13 protein-coding genes are annotated in these 17,493 nt (G+C 39.1%); all 13 read left to right on the top strand.

Annotation, left to right across the window (positions count from 1 at the left end; translation table 11 throughout):
• The first annotated feature begins 43 nt into the window (after positions 1-43).
• Positions 44-1,072: an SDR family oxidoreductase gene (locus RM049_RS25810; RefSeq protein WP_322706176.1), complete on the top strand. Its 1,029-nt coding sequence runs from the start codon at positions 44-46 to the stop codon at positions 1,070-1,072.
• A gap of 221 nt (positions 1,073-1,293) precedes the next feature.
• Complete coding sequence (locus RM049_RS25805) at positions 1,294-2,247, top strand: glycosyltransferase family 2 protein (protein ID WP_322706175.1); 954 nt, start codon at positions 1,294-1,296, stop codon at positions 2,245-2,247.
• 37 nt (positions 2,248-2,284) lie between these two features.
• Positions 2,285-3,292 (top strand): glycosyltransferase, encoded by a 1,008-nt coding sequence (locus RM049_RS25800; RefSeq protein WP_322706174.1) that lies wholly within the window; start codon positions 2,285-2,287, stop codon positions 3,290-3,292.
• 50 nt (positions 3,293-3,342) lie between these two features.
• Positions 3,343-4,185 (top strand): phytanoyl-CoA dioxygenase, encoded by an 843-nt coding sequence (locus RM049_RS25795; protein ID WP_322706173.1) that lies wholly within the window; start codon positions 3,343-3,345, stop codon positions 4,183-4,185.
• A gap of 21 nt (positions 4,186-4,206) precedes the next feature.
• The gene (locus tag RM049_RS25790) at positions 4,207-5,052 is read left to right on the top strand and encodes a phytanoyl-CoA dioxygenase family protein (RefSeq protein ID WP_322706172.1); all 846 of its coding nucleotides are present in this window, start codon (positions 4,207-4,209) and stop codon (positions 5,050-5,052) included.
• Positions 5,053-5,143: 91 nt separating this feature from the next.
• Entirely contained in the window at positions 5,144-5,701 is a 558-nt protein-coding gene (rfbC, locus tag RM049_RS25785; RefSeq protein ID WP_322706171.1) for a dTDP-4-dehydrorhamnose 3,5-epimerase, read from the top strand.
• A gap of 350 nt (positions 5,702-6,051) precedes the next feature.
• Positions 6,052-7,365 carry an NAD(P)H-dependent oxidoreductase gene (locus RM049_RS25780; RefSeq protein ID WP_322706170.1) on the top strand — a complete coding sequence of 438 codons (1,314 nt, stop codon included), beginning with the start codon at positions 6,052-6,054 and terminating at the stop codon, positions 7,363-7,365.
• Positions 7,366-7,702: 337 nt separating this feature from the next.
• Positions 7,703-8,803 (top strand): glycosyltransferase, encoded by a 1,101-nt coding sequence (locus RM049_RS25775; RefSeq protein ID WP_322688860.1) that lies wholly within the window; start codon positions 7,703-7,705, stop codon positions 8,801-8,803.
• 122 nt (positions 8,804-8,925) lie between these two features.
• Positions 8,926-11,154, top strand: coding sequence for a polysaccharide biosynthesis tyrosine autokinase (locus RM049_RS25770; protein ID WP_322706169.1), 2,229 nt, complete (start codon positions 8,926-8,928; stop codon positions 11,152-11,154).
• A gap of 992 nt (positions 11,155-12,146) precedes the next feature.
• Positions 12,147-12,866, top strand: coding sequence for a heterocyst development glycosyltransferase HepC (hepC, locus tag RM049_RS25765; protein WP_322706168.1), 720 nt, complete (start codon positions 12,147-12,149; stop codon positions 12,864-12,866).
• Positions 12,867-13,065: 199 nt separating this feature from the next.
• Positions 13,066-14,916: a heterocyst formation ABC transporter subunit HepA gene (hepA, locus tag RM049_RS25760; protein ID WP_322706167.1), complete on the top strand. Its 1,851-nt coding sequence runs from the start codon at positions 13,066-13,068 to the stop codon at positions 14,914-14,916.
• A gap of 187 nt (positions 14,917-15,103) precedes the next feature.
• A complete protein-coding gene (locus tag RM049_RS25755) occupies positions 15,104-16,291 on the top strand; it encodes a glycosyltransferase family 4 protein (RefSeq protein ID WP_322706166.1) in 1,188 nt (395 codons plus the stop codon).
• Between the two features lie 37 nt (positions 16,292-16,328).
• Positions 16,329-17,321 (top strand): glycosyltransferase family 2 protein, encoded by a 993-nt coding sequence (locus tag RM049_RS25750; RefSeq protein ID WP_322673814.1) that lies wholly within the window; start codon positions 16,329-16,331, stop codon positions 17,319-17,321.
• Positions 17,322-17,493: the final 172 nt, after the last annotated feature.

Raw genomic sequence — 17,493 nt, 5'->3', positions numbered from 1 at the left:
TAAACGAAAAATTTAACTCATCAATACAAAGGAATTAACCACAATGAAAATATTAGTAACTGGAACAGAAGGCTATCTAGGTTCACTATTACCACCTCTGTTAATCGAACGAGGACATGAAGTTATTGGTCTAGATACCGGCTTTTATAAAGTTGGTTGGCTGTACAACCGTAGTGGAGTCACACCCAAGACCCTTAACAAAGATATCCGCAACATCACCCCTGATGATTTGGAAGGTATTGAAGCCATAGTTCACATGGCGGAACTTTCCAACGACCCAGCCGGACAATTAGCACCCAATATTACTTACGAAATTAATCACGTAGGTTCAGTTCGTCTGGCTAGTCTAGCTAAGGCTATGGGTGTGCGTCGCTTCGTATATATGTCTTCGTGCAGTGTCTACGGTGTTGCTACCGCAGGTGATGTCACAGAAGAATCCGCAGTTAATCCCCAAACAGCCTACGCAGAATGTAAAACTCTTGTGGAAAGAGATGTCAGACCACTCGCTGACGATGACTTCTCTCCCACCTTTATGCGGAATGCAACAGCCTTTGGTGCTTCTCCCAGAATGCGCTTCGATATTGTTTTAAACAACTTAGCAGGGTTGGCATGGACTAGCAAAGAAATCAAAATGATTAGTGATGGCACACCTTGGCGGCCATTAGTCCACGCATTGGATATTTGCAAAGCAATAGTCTGCACCTTAGAAGCACCACGAGACATTGTACATAACCAAATCTTCAACGTGGGAGATACAGCAAACAACTATCGCGTTAAAGAAATCGCGGAAATTATTGCTGATGTTTTCCCAGATTGCAAATTGTCCTTTGGTGACAACGGCGCAGATAACCGCAGCTATCGCGTATCCTTCGAGAAAATCAACACAATCCTACCCGGATTTAAATGTGATTGGAATGCCCGACTTGGTGCCCAGCAGTTATTTGATTTATTCAGTCAGATACACATGGCTGAAGATACTTTCTTGTTTAGAGGATTTACTCGTTTAAAACAGCTAGAGTATCTAATTCGGACAGAGCAAATTGACAAAGATTTCTTCTGGAATAAAAAATAGCTCAAGTTGCCTAGCCGCAACGGAAAAACAATCTAAGCTTCCGAATCAATACTATTTGATTCGGGCTTATTCCATCCATCAAATTATTTGCAATCAACAAGTTAAATTTTATGGCGCTCACCTTAGCATTAGTAATCGAGTTAGCCATCTGAAAGCTAAATAAATTGCCGCTAGACTGCATCGCTACATTTTGAGAAAAAGCTAAATAAACAAAGCAGAAGATGAATAAATTGCTGACTATTGCAATTCCTACATTCAATCGTGCCCAGATTTTAGATAAACAACTTGCTTGGTTAGCCAAATCTATTAAAGGGTTTGAGTCTGACTGTGAAATCTTTATTTCTGATAATTGTTCTACAGACAATACTCAACAAATTATTAAGAAGTGGCAGACAATTCTTAGTAATGTTACATTTACATCAAATAAAAATAGTGAAAATATTGGTGTAATGAGTAATATTGCTTGTTGCTTAAAAGCTCCAACTAGTAAATATATTTGGACAATTGGTGATGACGATCCAATTCAAGATAGAACCCTAGATTATGTGTTAACAACACTAAAAAAACATTCAGATTTAGCACTAATGTTTTTAAACTTCTCTGGTCGTCAAAAACAAACAGGTCAACTTGTTGTCGAACGCTGGTTGAATAGTGATAACGACGAACTAAAAGTTGATGGTAAAACTGTATTTCAAAGTTACCTGAATGAAAATTTTGGTGGTGTACTTTTTATATCAGCAGCAATTTATCGCACAAATCTAGTGCAACGCGCTTTACAAAAATGGCCGTCTGCTACTAATAATTGGGCATCTCAAGCATATTGGACTGCATTTTGTGCTGCTTATGGGAGTGTCATCGTCACTAAAGACACTTATTTAGAATGTACTATGGGTGCTAGTCTTTTGGATCTCGACCCGACATGGAACTTTAAAATGCGATATGCGTACATACCTGAAGTTTATATAAAACTACTAAAAGTAGGATATCCTCATAAATTTTGTCAGGAAATGATTTGGCAGAATTTCCATCAAAAAACTGACTTGAAAATCCTATTAGGTGCTTTAAAACGTTGGCCTTTATTGACAATCAAGATACTTATTCCTTACCTACGTTTGTTAAGCATATCAGCTTGGACAATTCTTTTTCCACCCAAACAGCTAGAAACTAACCTGTAACCATTCATATATCAATTTATTAACTACTATTTTTACCATGCAGAAATTACTGACCATTGCTATACCGACTTATAATCGTGCTGAATTACTAGATAAACAGTTAGCATGGTTAGCTCAAGCTATCAAAGGTTTTGAAGATGATTGTGAAATTTTAGTTTCTGATAATTGTTCAACAGACAATACTCAGGATGTGATTAACAAATGGCAAATAATACTTAGCAGTATCCCATTTAAATCAAATAAAAATCCTCAAAATTTAGGCGTTGTCAAAAATATTATGTACTGCCTAAATTCTACGACAACAAAATATGTTTGGACGATTGGTGATGATGACCCAATTCAAGATAGAACTATTGCTTATGTGATTAGCAAACTTAAGCAATATGAAGATTTATCATTATTGTTTCTCAACTTTTCCGGTCGGAACCAAATTACTGGTGAACCAGTTCATCCACCAACAATTGTTGGTAATCGCTGGTTTGATATAGATAGCGAAGATGGTGATGGTGACGGTAAAGCTATATTTGAGCATTGTTTTTCAAAAAGTGTCGGTGCAGTTATTTTTCTGACTGCGACAATCTACCGCACTGATTTAGTGAAACGCGCTCTACAAAATTGGCAAGATGCTGAGAATAACTGGATATCTTTAGCATATTTAGCCGGGTATTGTGCTGCTAATGGTCGTGTAATTGTCACGAAAGAGACTTATTTGGAATGTGTTGTGGGTGTGAGTTATTGGCAGAAAGAACCAAAATCTGCACTTTTAATGCAATACAAACACATACCCGAAGTAATTTTGAAATTGGAGCAGAGTGGATATTCTAAGCAGTTTTGTCGGCGGATGCTTTTGCAAAACGGTAAAGAAGTCAACTTAAAAGTTTTCTTAGGTGCTTTAAGAAGATGGCCTATGTCTGCTATTCAAACAGTAGTCCCATTTTTGGCTTTAGTCGGTTTATGTGCTTTTGACGTGATGATTTCTAAAGATTTTAGTTTAGCCGAATCAAGTGAAATACCTGCTCAAGAAATACGGAGCTATAAGCCATAAGCTACTAAATTACTGATAAATCGACATTGAAATTAGAAAGAGTTTCCCATATGTTTAATCTAATTAAACGCAAATTATCTACACTATCTGCTGACTTTGAATATTATGTAGCTCGTTGGAAGCATAGCAGAAATCTGCCAGCATTGGAAGGGCGCGATCGCAATATTCTCAAGGCTCTCAAAAAAGACGGCGTTTATGTCACAACACTGGCAGATTTAGGCTTCGACTCTAGCTCCGAACTGCTCAAAGCTGCTTATCAGCAATTGTCTCAGATGGAAAATCCCAACAACGACCATCTAGATGAAAAGTTACCACAAATTTACACGGTTACAGGTTTACCAGAATTTTATGCCTGGGCAATGGAGAAAAGACTTCTCAATCTGATCGAAAATTATATTGGTCTGCCTATTGCTTTTCATGGTGTACATTTACGTAAAGATTTCCCTAGCAAACATCAGTTTGGCACACTGCTATGGCACAGCGATGCTGAAGACCGCCGGATTATCAAAATCTTTATTTACTTGAATGATGTCGAAGAAAAAACTGGGCCTTTTGAATACATTCCGCGCTCTTTAACTTCCTTGTTTAGTTGGAATTATATTCAGCTTTACTACAAACTTTGGAAATCAGGTTATATGGGCATCGATGATGAAAAAGTAAAACCAGTCATCCCCAAATCAGCTTGGAAATCTTGCCCAGGGCCAGCAGGTACTGTCATTATTGTAGATACGAAAAATGCTTTGCATCACGGCACAGTCCGCACAGAAGAACGCTCAACACTATTCTTTTGTTACACCGCTAACCCTCCTGAAAGACCAGAACTCTGCACCCAATACTGGGATGATACTTATCCCAGAGCAGAGTTAAGGCAGCAAGTAGAAAATAGCCGATAGTCTATTAAAGGTAGTCATGTCATGCTGCTCAAGATTAAACGCAAAATATCTTCATTGGGATCTGAATTAGTTTACAGATTAGCACTTTTAAAACACGCTGCTAATTTGCCTTCACTAGAAGCAGGCGATCGCAAAATTCTTGATGACCTTAAATGTGATGGTATTCATATTACCACACTTGCTGAATTGGGATTCGATTCAACAGCAGAATTGCTCAAGGCAGCTTATGGTTATTCGTCCCAAATGGAATCTGGCAATCATGACGATTCAAAGGAAACATTTCCCCAAGTTTACACAGTTACATATTTACCTGAATTTGCTACTTGGGGAAGCGAAAAAAGGCTCTTAAACATCATTGAAAACTACATTGGTCTGCCAATCATTTTTCATGGTGTACATCTCCGCAAAGATTTCCCTAATAAAAATCAGTTTGGTACACAACTATGGCATAAAGATGCAGAAGACCGCCGCATGATCAAAATCATTATTTACTTAAATGATGTTGAAGAAAAGCACGGGCCATTTGAATATATCCCAGCCTCTTTAACCTCTTTATTTAAATTAAACTATTACCGTACTTACTACAAGCTTTGGCAATCTGGTCATTTAGGTATCACCGATGAAGAACTAAATGAAATTATCCCGAAAGAGGCTTGGAAATCTTGTATAGGATCGGCAGGAACAGTCATTATTGTCGATCCCAAAAAAGCCATACATCACGGTACATCACGCACTGAAGATAGGCTAACTTTATTCTCGTGCTACACATCTACTTCGCCCGATCGTCCAGAAGTTTGTACTCAATATCGAGACAATACTTTTCCCCAACCAAAGTTAGCACCATATAGTTCAGTCCAAGCAAGCTAATTGTTAATCTAAAAACCCACTCAAAACTATTTTTGATGAGGTTTGTAACAAGTTTTGTTGTCCTCAATATTCTTCTCAAGGTTATTCATTCATGCTCTTCACTCAAACTGCACTCCAAGACGCATTCATCATTGATTTAGAAGAAAAGCCAGATCGCCGTGGTTTTTTCGCTCGGTCTTTCTGCGCTCAAGAATTTGCAGCACATGGATTAAAGCCAACAGTTGCCCAATGTAACCTGTCTTTTAATTACAAAAAAGGCACTATCCGGGGAATGCACTATCAAATTCTACCAGCAGCAGAAACAAAATTAATTCGCTGTACTAAAGGCGCAATCTACGACGTAATTATTGATATGCGTCCTGAATCTCCTAGCTTTTTATCACACATTGGTGTAGAGCTAACCCCAGAAAATCGCCGCGCTTTGTATGTTCCAGAAATGTTTGCTCATGGCTATCAAGCGCTAACTGATGAGACTGAAGTTGTATATCAAGTGGGTGAATTTTACACCCCAGGATATGAAAGAGGTTTACGCTATGACGACCCATTTTTTAACATTGATTGGCCTCTAGATGTGACTGAAATCTCCGAGAAAGATTTAAATTGGCCTTTGTTGAGAATGATGACTGTTGGCGGTACAGCTTCCAGATAACTATAGCAAGGGACTGGGGACTGGGGACTGGGGACTGGGGACTGGGTGAAAAGCCTTTTTGTGTCTAAGTTTTATCGTCTGTTGATGTCCTAACCACCTTGACTGTTGCTATATATAGCAATCCTAAATGAGATTGTGAAAATTTTTGTTATGGTCGTCCTTTGTCATTTGTGATTACAAAGAACAAATGACTAATGACTAATGACTGCCAACTATAACATCTAGCAAAAAACCAGTTAGTAGCTGTCATTAATGAAAATGTACTTAATGTTTAGCCGTAACGAATTATTAAGTGCAAAATTATCGAGAATTTGTAACACAACAAACAGTTCCAAAAAGGAGTTTAGTTCATGATTATTATCGATCGCGCCTTACAAGCCCGTGCAGCAGCAGGAAATCCTATCAAGGTGGGAATGATTGGTGCTGGTTTTATGGGTCGAGGAATTGCCAACCAAATTGTCAATTCAGTGCCAGGAATGGAGTTAGTTGCTATCTCTAATCGTCAGATTGATGCAGCTAAACAAGCTTATTCGGAAGCAGGAATTGAAGATATTCAAGTTGTTGCAACTATCAGCGAATTAGAAGATGCGATCGCTAACGGTAAATATGCAGTCACAGAAGACGCTAAGTTACTGTGTCGGGCTGAAGGCATCGATGCATTAATCGAAGTCACGGGTGCAGTGGAATTTGGCGCTCAGATTGTTATGGAAGCGATCGCCCATTGCAAACATGTGATTATGATGAATGCCGAACTCGATGGTACCATTGGCCCCATCCTGAAAGTGTATGCCGACAAAGCAGGTGTGATTCTCAGCGCTTGTGATGGCGATCAGCCAGGGGTACAAATGAACCTTTATCGCTTTGTAAAAAGCATTGGTTTAACTCCCTTATTGTGCGGTAACATTAAAGGACTCCAAGACCCCTATCGCAATCCCACTACCCAAGAAGGATTTGCTAAACGTTGGGGTCAAAAGCCCCACATGGTGACTAGCTTCGCCGACGGAAGCAAAATTTCCTTCGAGCAAGCGATCGTTGCCAATGCCACAGGCATGAAAGTCGCCAAACGGGGAATGTTGGGATATGACTTCAACGGTCATGTCGATGAAATGACCCAGTTATATGATGTTGAACAACTCAAAGAACTAGGCGGTATTGTCGATTATGTAGTTGGAGCAAAACCAGGCCCAGGCGTATATGTATTTGCCACTCACGACGACCCCAAGCAACGCCACTATCTCAACTTATATAAATTAGGCGAAGGCCCACTTTACAGCTTCTATACTCCTTATCACCTCTGTCATTTTGAAGTTCCCTTGTCCGTAGCGCGTGCTGTTTTATTTGGTGATGCCGTTATGTCTCCACTAGCAGGCCCGTTAGTAGATGTTGTCACCACCGCCAAAATTGACCTGAAAGCAGGAGAAACCTTAGATGGCATTGGCTACTACATGACCTACGGACAATGTGAAAATTCCGATATCGTCCAACAGCAAAATCTTCTACCAATGGGTTTAGCTGAAGGGTGCCGCCTCAAACGAGATATTTCTAAAGATCGAGTCCTCACTTATGAGGATGTAAAATTACCTGAAGGCAGACTCTGCGACCAACTACGAACTGAGCAAAACACCTATTTCGCTCCAGAAAAAATCTTAGTAGCAGTTGGATAATATCGGTTCTAAAAATATTCACAACAAATGAATTAGCTGTAGGGGCGTACAGCTGTACGCCCCTATATGTTTGTCGCCAGAATTTCATCAAGAGGATAGGAAGTTATACTGCTGAACACTAAAGTTGTTGATAGTAATATCAAGTCCGGGTAATTAGTTATGATTTCCACAGTCATTGCACCCCACCCCCAACCCCTCCCCGCAGGCGGGGAGGGGAGACAAAGCATAGCTTTGGCGGGGTGGGGTTCTTGAGGTTTAATGAGTAACTAAGCGGACAGGATAGTAATTTGCTGGGGAGCGTTTCAACAAACCCGATCGAAACTTTAGGTCAAATTTCATGAAAATTGCTCTCGTCCATGATTATTTAACCCAGCGAGGTGGGGCAGAGCGTGTGTTTGAACTGCTTTGTAAACGCTATCCCGAAGCAGATATTTTCACATCTTTGTACGATCCCCAAAAAACTATCGATCTAGGCGATCGCATAGTTAATACAACCTTCTTACAAAAGATTCCTGGTGCAGCAAAATATTTTAGGTCGATGGCTCCTCTATATTTTCCTGCCTTTCGTGCCTTGGATTTGCAAAACTACGATTTAATTATTAGTAGTAGCACCAGCTTCGCCAAAGCAGTACGAAAAAATCCTAATGCCCACCATATTTGTTTTTGTCATAACGTCACCCGTTTCTTATGGGATACAGCAACTTATTTAAGAGAGTACGGGGACTATAGATATTTTGCTCCTTTAATCGAACAAGTATTTCAAGTCATGAGAAAGGTAGACTTGAAATATGCACAGGAGCCTGACCTTTACATTGCTAATTCTAGTGTTGTTGCCCGCCGAATTGAAAAGATTTATGGCAAAAAGGCAATGATGGTGAACTATCCAATTGATACTAGTAAATTTGTTTTTTCAGATATAAAAGATGAATATTATCTGGCCTCCGCCCGGATGATCGGTTATAAGCGACTTGATATAATAGTCGAAGCTTTTAATTGGTTGGGGTGGCGGCTATTAATATCTGGTGACGGGCCAGAACTAGCACGGTTAAAATCCAAAGCATTACAAAATATTGTGTTCTTGGGACACGTAAGTGATAGAACCCGCAAAGACTTGTTTTCCAAAGCCAAGTCTATTATTGTCGCAGCCTTAGAAGATTACGGATTAGTTCCAGTTGAGGCTAACGCTAGCGGTACACCAGTTATTGCTTATGGAGCGGGTGGAGTATTAGATACTCAAATACCAGGTGAAACAGGAGTCTTTTTCAAAAGACAAACACCCGAATCTCTACAAATTGCATTACTAGAAGCCAACGGCATTTCTTGGGATTACGATCGCATCCGTAATCATGCAGTAGCAAATTTTTCAGAAAATGCATTCTTTGGCAAGGTTGAGCAAATTATCAATCAAGCTTGTGGCGTGCAGCAATTATTCATTTGATTTCTGAATTTTCCACTATCAGATTACCTATTTATTTGCTCTCTCCTCATTGGCGGTTCGTAAAAAAATAGGTATTTTTCGGAGAATCTCTTAGCGTAAGTCTTGAAGACAAGGATATAAAAGTGGTTCAAACTAGTCTAAATCCTCATCTAGCTCCAGCTTCTGAAAATGAACCAAGTTATGGGCAAATGTTTGCCGTATTTGTGCGGCGATTTCCTTGGTTCTTAGCAGTATTAATTAGTTCTATTGCTATTGCCAGCATAGTAACTGTAAAAACAAAGCCTACTTATAAAAGTTCTATGCAACTGCTAGTAGAACCTAACTATCAAGGTAAAACGGAAGGTGGTGCGGGGGTAGACAATCAGTTTACTGACTCTAACGTGGTCATAGATACTGCCACTCAGCTTAACTTGATGCAAGGTTCAGGACTCATCCAGAAAGCAGTTGATAAACTTCAGTCTAATTATCCAGATATAACTTCAGCGGAAATTAAAGCTTCTTTGGTCTTAACTCAAATCAGGAGCAAAGAAGATAATGTCGCTACTAAAATCTTTCAAGTTGAATATACTGCTGGAGATCCTGAAAAAACCCAAAAAGTTTTGGATGCAATTCGACAAGTTTATCTGGAATATAACAAACAACAACAGACTTCGCGTTTACAAAAAGGTCTACAAATCATCAGGGAACAGTTAAGTAAAGCTAGTGAAGAAGTAAACGCATCTGAGACAAATTTACAAAGATTTCGTAGAAATCAGAACTTAATCGATCCAGAGTCACAGGCCAAAGCAATTGAAACAGCTTTGAATAATCTTTCCCAAGAAAGACAGACAACTCGCGCTCAGTATGGAGAAGCTTTAGCACGCCAAAAATCTTTAGAAGAACAACTTAATCGTTCTCCCCAAAATGCTTTAGTTGCTTCTCGTTTGAGTCAGTCTACTCGTTATCAAGGCTTACTAAACGAAATCCAAAAAAGCGAATTGGCACTAGCACAAGAACGCTTACGCTTTACAGATCAAACTCCGAGCGTGCAAAAACTCAAAGAACAGCTTCAGGGCCAGAAGGAATTATTGCAACAAGAGGTAGGAAGAACTTTAGGCGGAAAATCTGCTGGTGCATTCACTTCTGGAGACTCTCTTCTCGAAAAAGGACAGCTGGGCCAAATCGATCTCAGCCTTGCTGGTCAGTTAGTAGAAACGCAGACAACTATAGTTGCTTTAACTGCTCGCGACCAAACTTTGGCTCAGAAAGAAAACGAGCTACGTTTGGAAATCAAACGCTTCCCGCCTCTGTTGGCTTATTACAATCGGATGCTACCGCAGCTGCAATTTAGCCGTGAAAGGTTAGAGCAGCTTTTAAGAGCAGAACAACAATTGCGACAAGAACTTTCCAAGGGTGGGTTTAATTGGGAAGTGGTGGAAGATCCCCAAAAAGGCGCACAATTAGGCCCCAATCTCCAACAGAATTTGCTGTTAGGTGCTGTGGTTGGCTTAATGTTAGGAGGCATTGCTGCCTTTCTTCGCGAATCGGCTGATGATGCAGTTCACACCACTGCTGAATTAGAGAAGCAAATGGCCATGCCGTTGTTGGGAACAACTCCCAAGTTACCGCCGGCCAAACCCAGAGAATCAATGATCAAGTTGCCTTTTGGCAAGCCAGAAGTTCTCGCCCCCTGGACGATTCAGGTATTGCAATCTCCACCGCGTTGGGAATCGCTGGATCTGATTTACAAAAACATTGAACTTTTAAATACTGTTACTAATTTAAAATCTTTGATGATTACCTCGGCTTTAGCCGATGAGGGTAAATCAGCTTTGGCGTTGGGTTTGGCAATGAGTGCTGCTCGTTTACACAAAAGGGTACTGCTGATTGATGCCAACTTACGCGATCCCAGTTTGCACCATCAACTGAATCTTCCTAATGAGCAGGGACTTTCAACTTTATTGGCGAGTGATACAACTCTACCCAACCAAATTAGTCTTCAATACTCAGGTTCCGCCTACATCGATATTTTGACTGCTGGCCCCAAACCTAACGACCCAGCTAATCTGTTGAGTTCCCCTCGGATGATCCAATTAATGACAGCATTTGAGGAAAACTATGATTTGGTTCTGATAGATGCTCCCCCAGTTCTCGGTTTGGTGGATGCCATGCTTACCGCATCATCTTGTCGTAGCGTGATTATGGTGGCAAGCATTGGTATTGTGACGCGAAGTCAGCTTAATCAAGCGACAGCTATGCTGAGTAAGTTAAATCTAATTGGGGTTGTAGCTAACGGGGTATCAAATAGTAGTAATTACGTACCCAATATCAAACAACAGCAATTGGCTCTGCGTCAAGCTGTAGAAAAGTAGCTAGTACTGCTAGATGATAAATCCCCGACTTCTTAGAGAAGTCGGGGATTTTGCGTTTTGGATTTTTTCTCGTTTTTAGCCTCTGGTTAGAAATGCTGTTCATTGGGCTGCTGCCGCGAGGAAAAGAGGCGGAGCCTCAAGGATGAGTATTCCCAGTCTGAGACTGGGAACGAGACAATCTGCTAAAAGCTGGTTTTAGACTGGCTTTTACCTTAAATTGATAGCAATGATTCGTGAATTGCCTCTACGTTTTGATGAACCAAATTGAATTTTGTCGCTATCGGGAAGAATTCAGTATATTTATGCTATCTTTATGAATTTTCAGAGAAATCACTGACTCTTTAAAGAATAAATAAAGAAGTTATTTGAACGATCGCTATTTCTACAGAGTCTTATATTCTAGAGATTAAAGCACCTTCATAAAGGCTAGAAGACAAGAGCAGACTGGTTTTTAAATCTATCGAGACAATGAACACCTCAGCGTAATTAAACGTAGATATAGATTCATGGGTAATTTCCCTCTACACTTCTCTACTGTCAGTAGTTTCCGGAAAATCAAGATTTGCCCATGAATGTTAATAGTAGCAGTCCTAAATCATTTGTGAAATATTTTTGGAGTTGGCTGTCATTAGTCATTAGTCATTAGTCATTAGTCATTAGTCCTTTGTCCTTTCTTATTTGCAATTACGTAGACGCGCCAGCGGCTTCCCGCAGGGTAGGACAAATGACCAAGGACGACCATAACAAAAATTTTCACAATTTCATTTAGGATTGCTACCTATGTAATTAGTATCTGTCTAATTTGTAAATCTCTACACCAGCAGAATTCTACGCAATATGTGCTTGGCTGAATGGCAAATACTATAGCATATTTTTGCCGTCAATTCTCTCCAACTTTTTGGACTTACAACAAGATTCGGATTTGGGTCTTTGGCATTGATAGCCTTTGATAACGCCTCAGTAATTCACTTTTGTATAAACCCAAAGACATTATGACAACTTCAATAATTCCAACTTTAGAGAATTTATATGATGTAACCCAGTCACACCAAGATAATCGTGGGTACTGCACACTCCTGTGGCGGCGGGGTAAGCTGTTGGTGAAGCCGCTTGGAGGAGTGAAACAACCATACCTGGCTTCATTAGATAATAAGCGATCGCTAGTAGAATGCTTACAACATTCTCCAGTAAGTTTGGTCAGCATAGATCCAAAATTGGGTGAGACTTTACTCAAATTTTGGGCAGATGCATGTGAAGCAGCTCAAAAACCAATATTCCTAAGCATACCCGCTGACAAAAAACTTCCTAACCAACCTTTGAGACAATTGCAGCGAATAATTGATTGGATTGCTGCTTTCGTATTGCTGCTATTAGTAAGTCCAGTCATGTTGGGATTGATTGTATTAATGCAGGTTTACTCGCCAGGGTCAATTTTTTGTCGTGAATGGCGTGTTGGGGAACGAGGTAAATTCTTTCAAACGATCGGCTTTTGCACCCACAATACCACACCGCTAGGACGTTGGATAGGTAAATACAATCTCGACAATCTGCCACAGTTATTTAACGTGCTACGGGGTGACATGAGTTTAACCGGATCTCGTTGTTGGACTTTGGAAGATGCAGTACAGCTAAATAAATTACCAGAAATTACAACTTCCTGGGAAGTAGAGGCACAGTCTCATCTGTTACATCTGGATAGCCAAACTCTGTAATTTATCAGTGCGGTAATTGATGATTTCATTTATCGCACTGAGGCTCAAAAAAAATTATTTATGTAGCATCCAATTCTAGATAATTAGTTTTCCAAACGCGATAAATTGCATCTCTACATCAGGGTTTTGTTACTCATTCTGAACTCTGTATCGATTTATAGATATCTATCTAACTTGCCAAACTATTATGAGAAAAGTCATGAATTTACAGCTTCCTCAACCACTCAGTAATCTGCTCAAAGCTAGCAGCTTTTGGCAGGACAACTATTTGATATTGCGAGAATTTAAACACTTTCGCAAAATTGCAATTTTAGCTCTGATATTCTCAATTTTGGCGGCAACTTTTGAAGGTGTAAGTATTGGTTTTTTACTTTCATTTTTGCAAAGTTTAACTAGTCCCAACGCTCAACCTGTTCAAACAGGAATAGAATGGTTCGATCTTTGGATTTTGGGAGCCAAGACATCAGCAATTAATCGTTTGTATCGCGTATCTTTGCTGATTTTATTGAGTACTTGGTTACGTGCCACCTTCAATTATTTTTCTCAAGTTTATACTGAATTATCTCAACTACATCTTGCCGATCGCTTACGCAAGCAAATTTTTGAACAGTTACAATCATTATCGCTAAGTTACTTTAGTAAAACTCGTTCTGGCGAACTAATTAACACAATTACTACAGAGATTGAAAGGATCAGACAAGGTTTTAGTGGCGGAGCTTTTTTAGTAACTAGAGGACTCACAACCTTTGTTTACTTAATATCAATGTTTTTGATTTCATGGCAATTGACGATAATATCAGCATTGTTATTTACCCTTTTAGGTGTAGGGTTGTCAAATCTAAATGCTAGAGTCAGAGAATCAAGTTTTGGCATGACAACTGCTAATGCTAATTTTACATCAACAGCTATAGAATTTATTAATGGCATTCGCACTGTTCATTCCTGTGGTACTCAAGAATTTGAGCGTCAGCGTTACTACAAAGCTAGCGATAAGGTAATAAGTAGTACAACAAAGGTTGTATTTACCTGGACACTTGTGAAGCCAATTGCCGAAGGAGTAGCTACTACAGTATTGATCGGCATGATTATTTTGGCATTCACTAGTCTTGTCACTAATGGAACGCTACAAGTTGCTTCTTTGCTAACCTTTTTCTTTGTACTCTTTCGCTTTATCCCATTTGTTCAAGATATTAATGGCACAAGAGCATATCTTAGCACTTTACATGGTTCAGCAGACAATATTAAAAATCTGTTGACAAGTGATGAAAAATATTACTTTCAAAATGGCAGAGTTAAGTTTCAGGGATTAAAGAGGTCAATAGATTTAGTATCTGTGGATTTTGGCTATGATGATGAAAATTTAGTGCTGCATAATATTACCCTGACGATTGAAAAGGGAAAAATGACAGCGTTAGTCGGAGCATCTGGTGCTGGTAAAACAACTCTTGCTGATTTAATTCCCCGCTTTTATAATGCTACAGATGGGTATATTTACATTGATGAAATGGATATACGGCAGTTTGAAATTAACTCTCTGCGTCGCAAAATAGCTGTTGTCAGTCAAGATACTTTTATCTTCAATACTAATGTTTGGCAAAATATTGCTTACGGGACTCCAGAGGCGACAAATGAGGAAATTCAAGAAGCAGCTAAACTAGCAAATGCATTAGAATTTATTTTGGAAATGCCTGAAGGTTTTGATACCCAATTAGGAGATCGGGGTGTTAGGTTATCTGGAGGACAAAGACAGAGAATTGCGATTGCACGAGCTTTACTACGGAACCCAGAAATTTTAATTTTGGATGAAGCAACTAGCGCCTTAGATTCGCTATCTGAGCGCTTAATTCAAGATTCATTAGAAAAGCTATCTGTTGGTAAAACAGTAATTGCGATCGCTCACCGTCTTTCTACTATTTCTAAAGCAGATAAAGTTGTAGTTTTAGAACAGGGACGGATAGTAGAGCAAGGTAAGTATCAAGAACTATTGGAACTAAAAGGTAAGCTTTGGAAATATCATCAAATGCAATATGAACTAAGGCAGCCAGATTAGAAACAACATCTAATTACCAAAGTCATTACAACATATTCATCGGCTGTATATTTTTACAGCCGTAAATCACTAATATGTATCAATAATTTTGCCAAACTAATAGTCAAATAATAAGATTTCAAACACTTATTATTTTTATAGATAAGTTATTAAAGTTAGTCCTATATACTTAAAAATCATAGAAAATATGTCCCAGGAAATCTTTGATCAAGACCTAATCTATCAATGCTCAAGTTTCGGTGTCGGTGGGAGTGGAGGTGTTGAAACTTATTTAGCTTCTCTGTTTGAACATCGGCCACCTGATGTTAGCGATCGCGTGTTAAAATCGCTTAAAAATATCGATCAAAGTCAGTTCAAACTGCTACACATCCACAGTGCAGATTTGCTATTACAGCTTACAGGCGAATGTCCTGCTATCTTCAGCGTTCATAATCACTCATTTTACTGCCCTAGCGGCACAAAGTATTTAGCAGAACAACGGACAATCTGCGATCGCAACTTCTCTTACTTAGGATGTACCTGGGGTAAATTAGCAGATAAATGTGGTAGCCGTAGACCTTTAAGAACTCTTAGAGAACTTCAAACTACTCATCAGTTTTTAGATGTCTTGAAAAGGCTAAAAATTACTTTCATTGCGAATAGCGAATATGTGCGCCAAGAGTTAATTAAAAACGGTGTATCTCCCGAACAAGTTATAACACTACATTGTGGAATCTCTATACCAGAAACAGCAAGTTCACCCCTAAGCTTGGAAGTACATCAAAATCATCGAATTTTGTTTGCTGGACGAATTGTTTCTGATAAAGGTCTGGAATGGTTACTCAAAACCTTAATACATACAGATCCAAAAATTCAACTTGATATTGCAGGTGAAGGTTGGGAACGACCACGGTTAGAAAAGTTAGCAAGCACACTCGGATTGAATCAACGAATCACTTGGCATGGTTGGTGCGATTCAGATAAATTAGATAAACTTTATCAACAGTGTTTTGCAGTCATCTTTCCTAGTGTTTGGCCTGAACCTGCTGGTCTTGTAACTCTAGAAGCATACTCTCGTTGTCGTCCTGTAATTGGTAGTGCAGTCGGAGGAATTCCAGAACATTTACAAGATGGAGAAACGGGTATTCTTGTTCCAAGCAATAATATCCAAAAACTGGCTGATGCTATTAATGAATTGTCTAGAGATTATCAAAAAAGCCGATATATGGGTGAGCAAGGTCATATTTTATTGATGAAGGAATTTACAATGGCTGCTCATGTAAATAATCTCCAAACAATTTATGCAAAAACAATAGCTGAATTTCCTTCCCAAGCGAACAAACTATATAGTATCTCTTCAGTTCAAGAAGCTGAATTTGTTAAAAATATCAAATAGTGCATCTTTTACTTAGAAAATATCAAGGGAGAAAAATATGTCATTACATCAAGAATGTCAACAACCTTTAGTCAGCGTTGTTATCCCCACCTATAATCGACCAGACTATCTCAAGCAAGCGATCGCAAGTGCAATAAAACAAACTTATCAAAATATTGAAATTATTATTTCTGATAATTGTAGTTCCGAAAATCCCCAAGCAATTGTCGCATCTTTTGGTGATTCACGTATCAAATTTTGGCAGCATCCGCAAAATATGGGAATGTTAGCTAATCAGCAGTATGGCTTTAAAATGGCGCAAGGTAAATATGTTGCTAGTCTACATGACGATGATATTTGGCATGAAGACTTTTTAGCAAAGCTTGTACCACCACTAGAAGCCAATTCTGATTTGATTCTCGCTTTTTCTGACCAATACATTATAGATGCTAATGGTATAATTAATCATACTGGTACTGAAGAAAACACACGCGCTTACAAGCGAGATAAACTAGCAAAAGGAATTTATAAACCTTTTTTCAAAATTGGATTGGTAGATAAAAGTATACCTACTGCTGCATCTTGTGTAATTCGCAATAATTTGGTGGATTGGTATAATATTCCTTCAGAAGTTGGTGGAATGTGGGATTTATATTTAACCTATCTATTTTGTATATCTGGTTATGGTGCTTACTATTGTCCTGAAAAATTGACGCGATATCGCGCCCATGAGCAAACTGATACTATGCTCAGTGGTAGCCGAGATGTACAAGCAAAAATTCGCAAAGCAAAAAGCGAAATGTTTTGCTATCAAGTATTTATGGAAGACCCTCGTTTACAGGAATTTAGAACTCATTTTCAGCAGAAATGGTTAGAAGCTAATACTACTTTGGGAATAGGTTTGCTACGAAGCGAACAGATAGCCGCAGCACGCCCTTATTTTTGGCAAGCGCTGAATCAACAAAAATTTAATGTGCGAACTATGGCAGCACTTAGTCTTAGTTTTACGCCGCGATTTTTAACAAGTAAGTTAATCGGGGTATCGAAATAATATCTCAATATCTCTGAGTTGAGGAATTTATTTGTTAAAAAGACCTCTTGCATAAGTCGAATAGACCCCCCTTAATCCCCCCTTATAAAGGGGGGAAACTTGAAATCTTGCCCCCTCCCCAATACATACGGGGAGGGTTGGGGAGGGGTAATTCAAGGATTTTATCCTTAAG

Origin of the sequence: Nostoc sp. DedQUE04 (assembly GCF_034530995.1) — a bacterium.
In the GTDB taxonomy this organism is placed as follows: domain Bacteria; phylum Cyanobacteriota; class Cyanobacteriia; order Cyanobacteriales; family Nostocaceae; genus Nostoc.
Note: the sequence above shows the minus strand (reverse complement) of the source record. Positions and strands in the feature narration are given on the sequence as shown.

Bases quoted from the DNA above. Each gene is read 5' to 3' on its own strand.
- rfbC (WP_322706171.1), top strand. From the start codon at position 5,144: ATGCTCTTCACTCAAACTGCACTCCAAGACGCATTCATCATTGATTTA.
- RM049_RS25775 (WP_322688860.1), top strand. From the start codon at position 7,703: ATGAAAATTGCTCTCGTCCATGATTATTTAACCCAGCGAGGTGGGGCA.
- RM049_RS25805 (WP_322706175.1), top strand. From the start codon at position 1,294: ATGAATAAATTGCTGACTATTGCAATTCCTACATTCAATCGTGCCCAG.
- RM049_RS25780 (WP_322706170.1), top strand. From the start codon at position 6,052: ATGATTATTATCGATCGCGCCTTACAAGCCCGTGCAGCAGCAGGAAAT.
- RM049_RS25790 (WP_322706172.1), top strand. From the start codon at position 4,207: ATGCTGCTCAAGATTAAACGCAAAATATCTTCATTGGGATCTGAATTA.
- RM049_RS25795 (WP_322706173.1), top strand. From the start codon at position 3,343: ATGTTTAATCTAATTAAACGCAAATTATCTACACTATCTGCTGACTTT.
- RM049_RS25755 (WP_322706166.1), top strand. From the start codon at position 15,104: ATGTCCCAGGAAATCTTTGATCAAGACCTAATCTATCAATGCTCAAGT.
- hepA (WP_322706167.1), top strand. From the start codon at position 13,066: ATGAATTTACAGCTTCCTCAACCACTCAGTAATCTGCTCAAAGCTAGC.
- RM049_RS25750 (WP_322673814.1), top strand. From the start codon at position 16,329: ATGTCATTACATCAAGAATGTCAACAACCTTTAGTCAGCGTTGTTATC.
- RM049_RS25810 (WP_322706176.1), top strand. From the start codon at position 44: ATGAAAATATTAGTAACTGGAACAGAAGGCTATCTAGGTTCACTATTA.
- RM049_RS25800 (WP_322706174.1), top strand. From the start codon at position 2,285: ATGCAGAAATTACTGACCATTGCTATACCGACTTATAATCGTGCTGAA.
- hepC (WP_322706168.1), top strand. From the start codon at position 12,147: ATGACAACTTCAATAATTCCAACTTTAGAGAATTTATATGATGTAACC.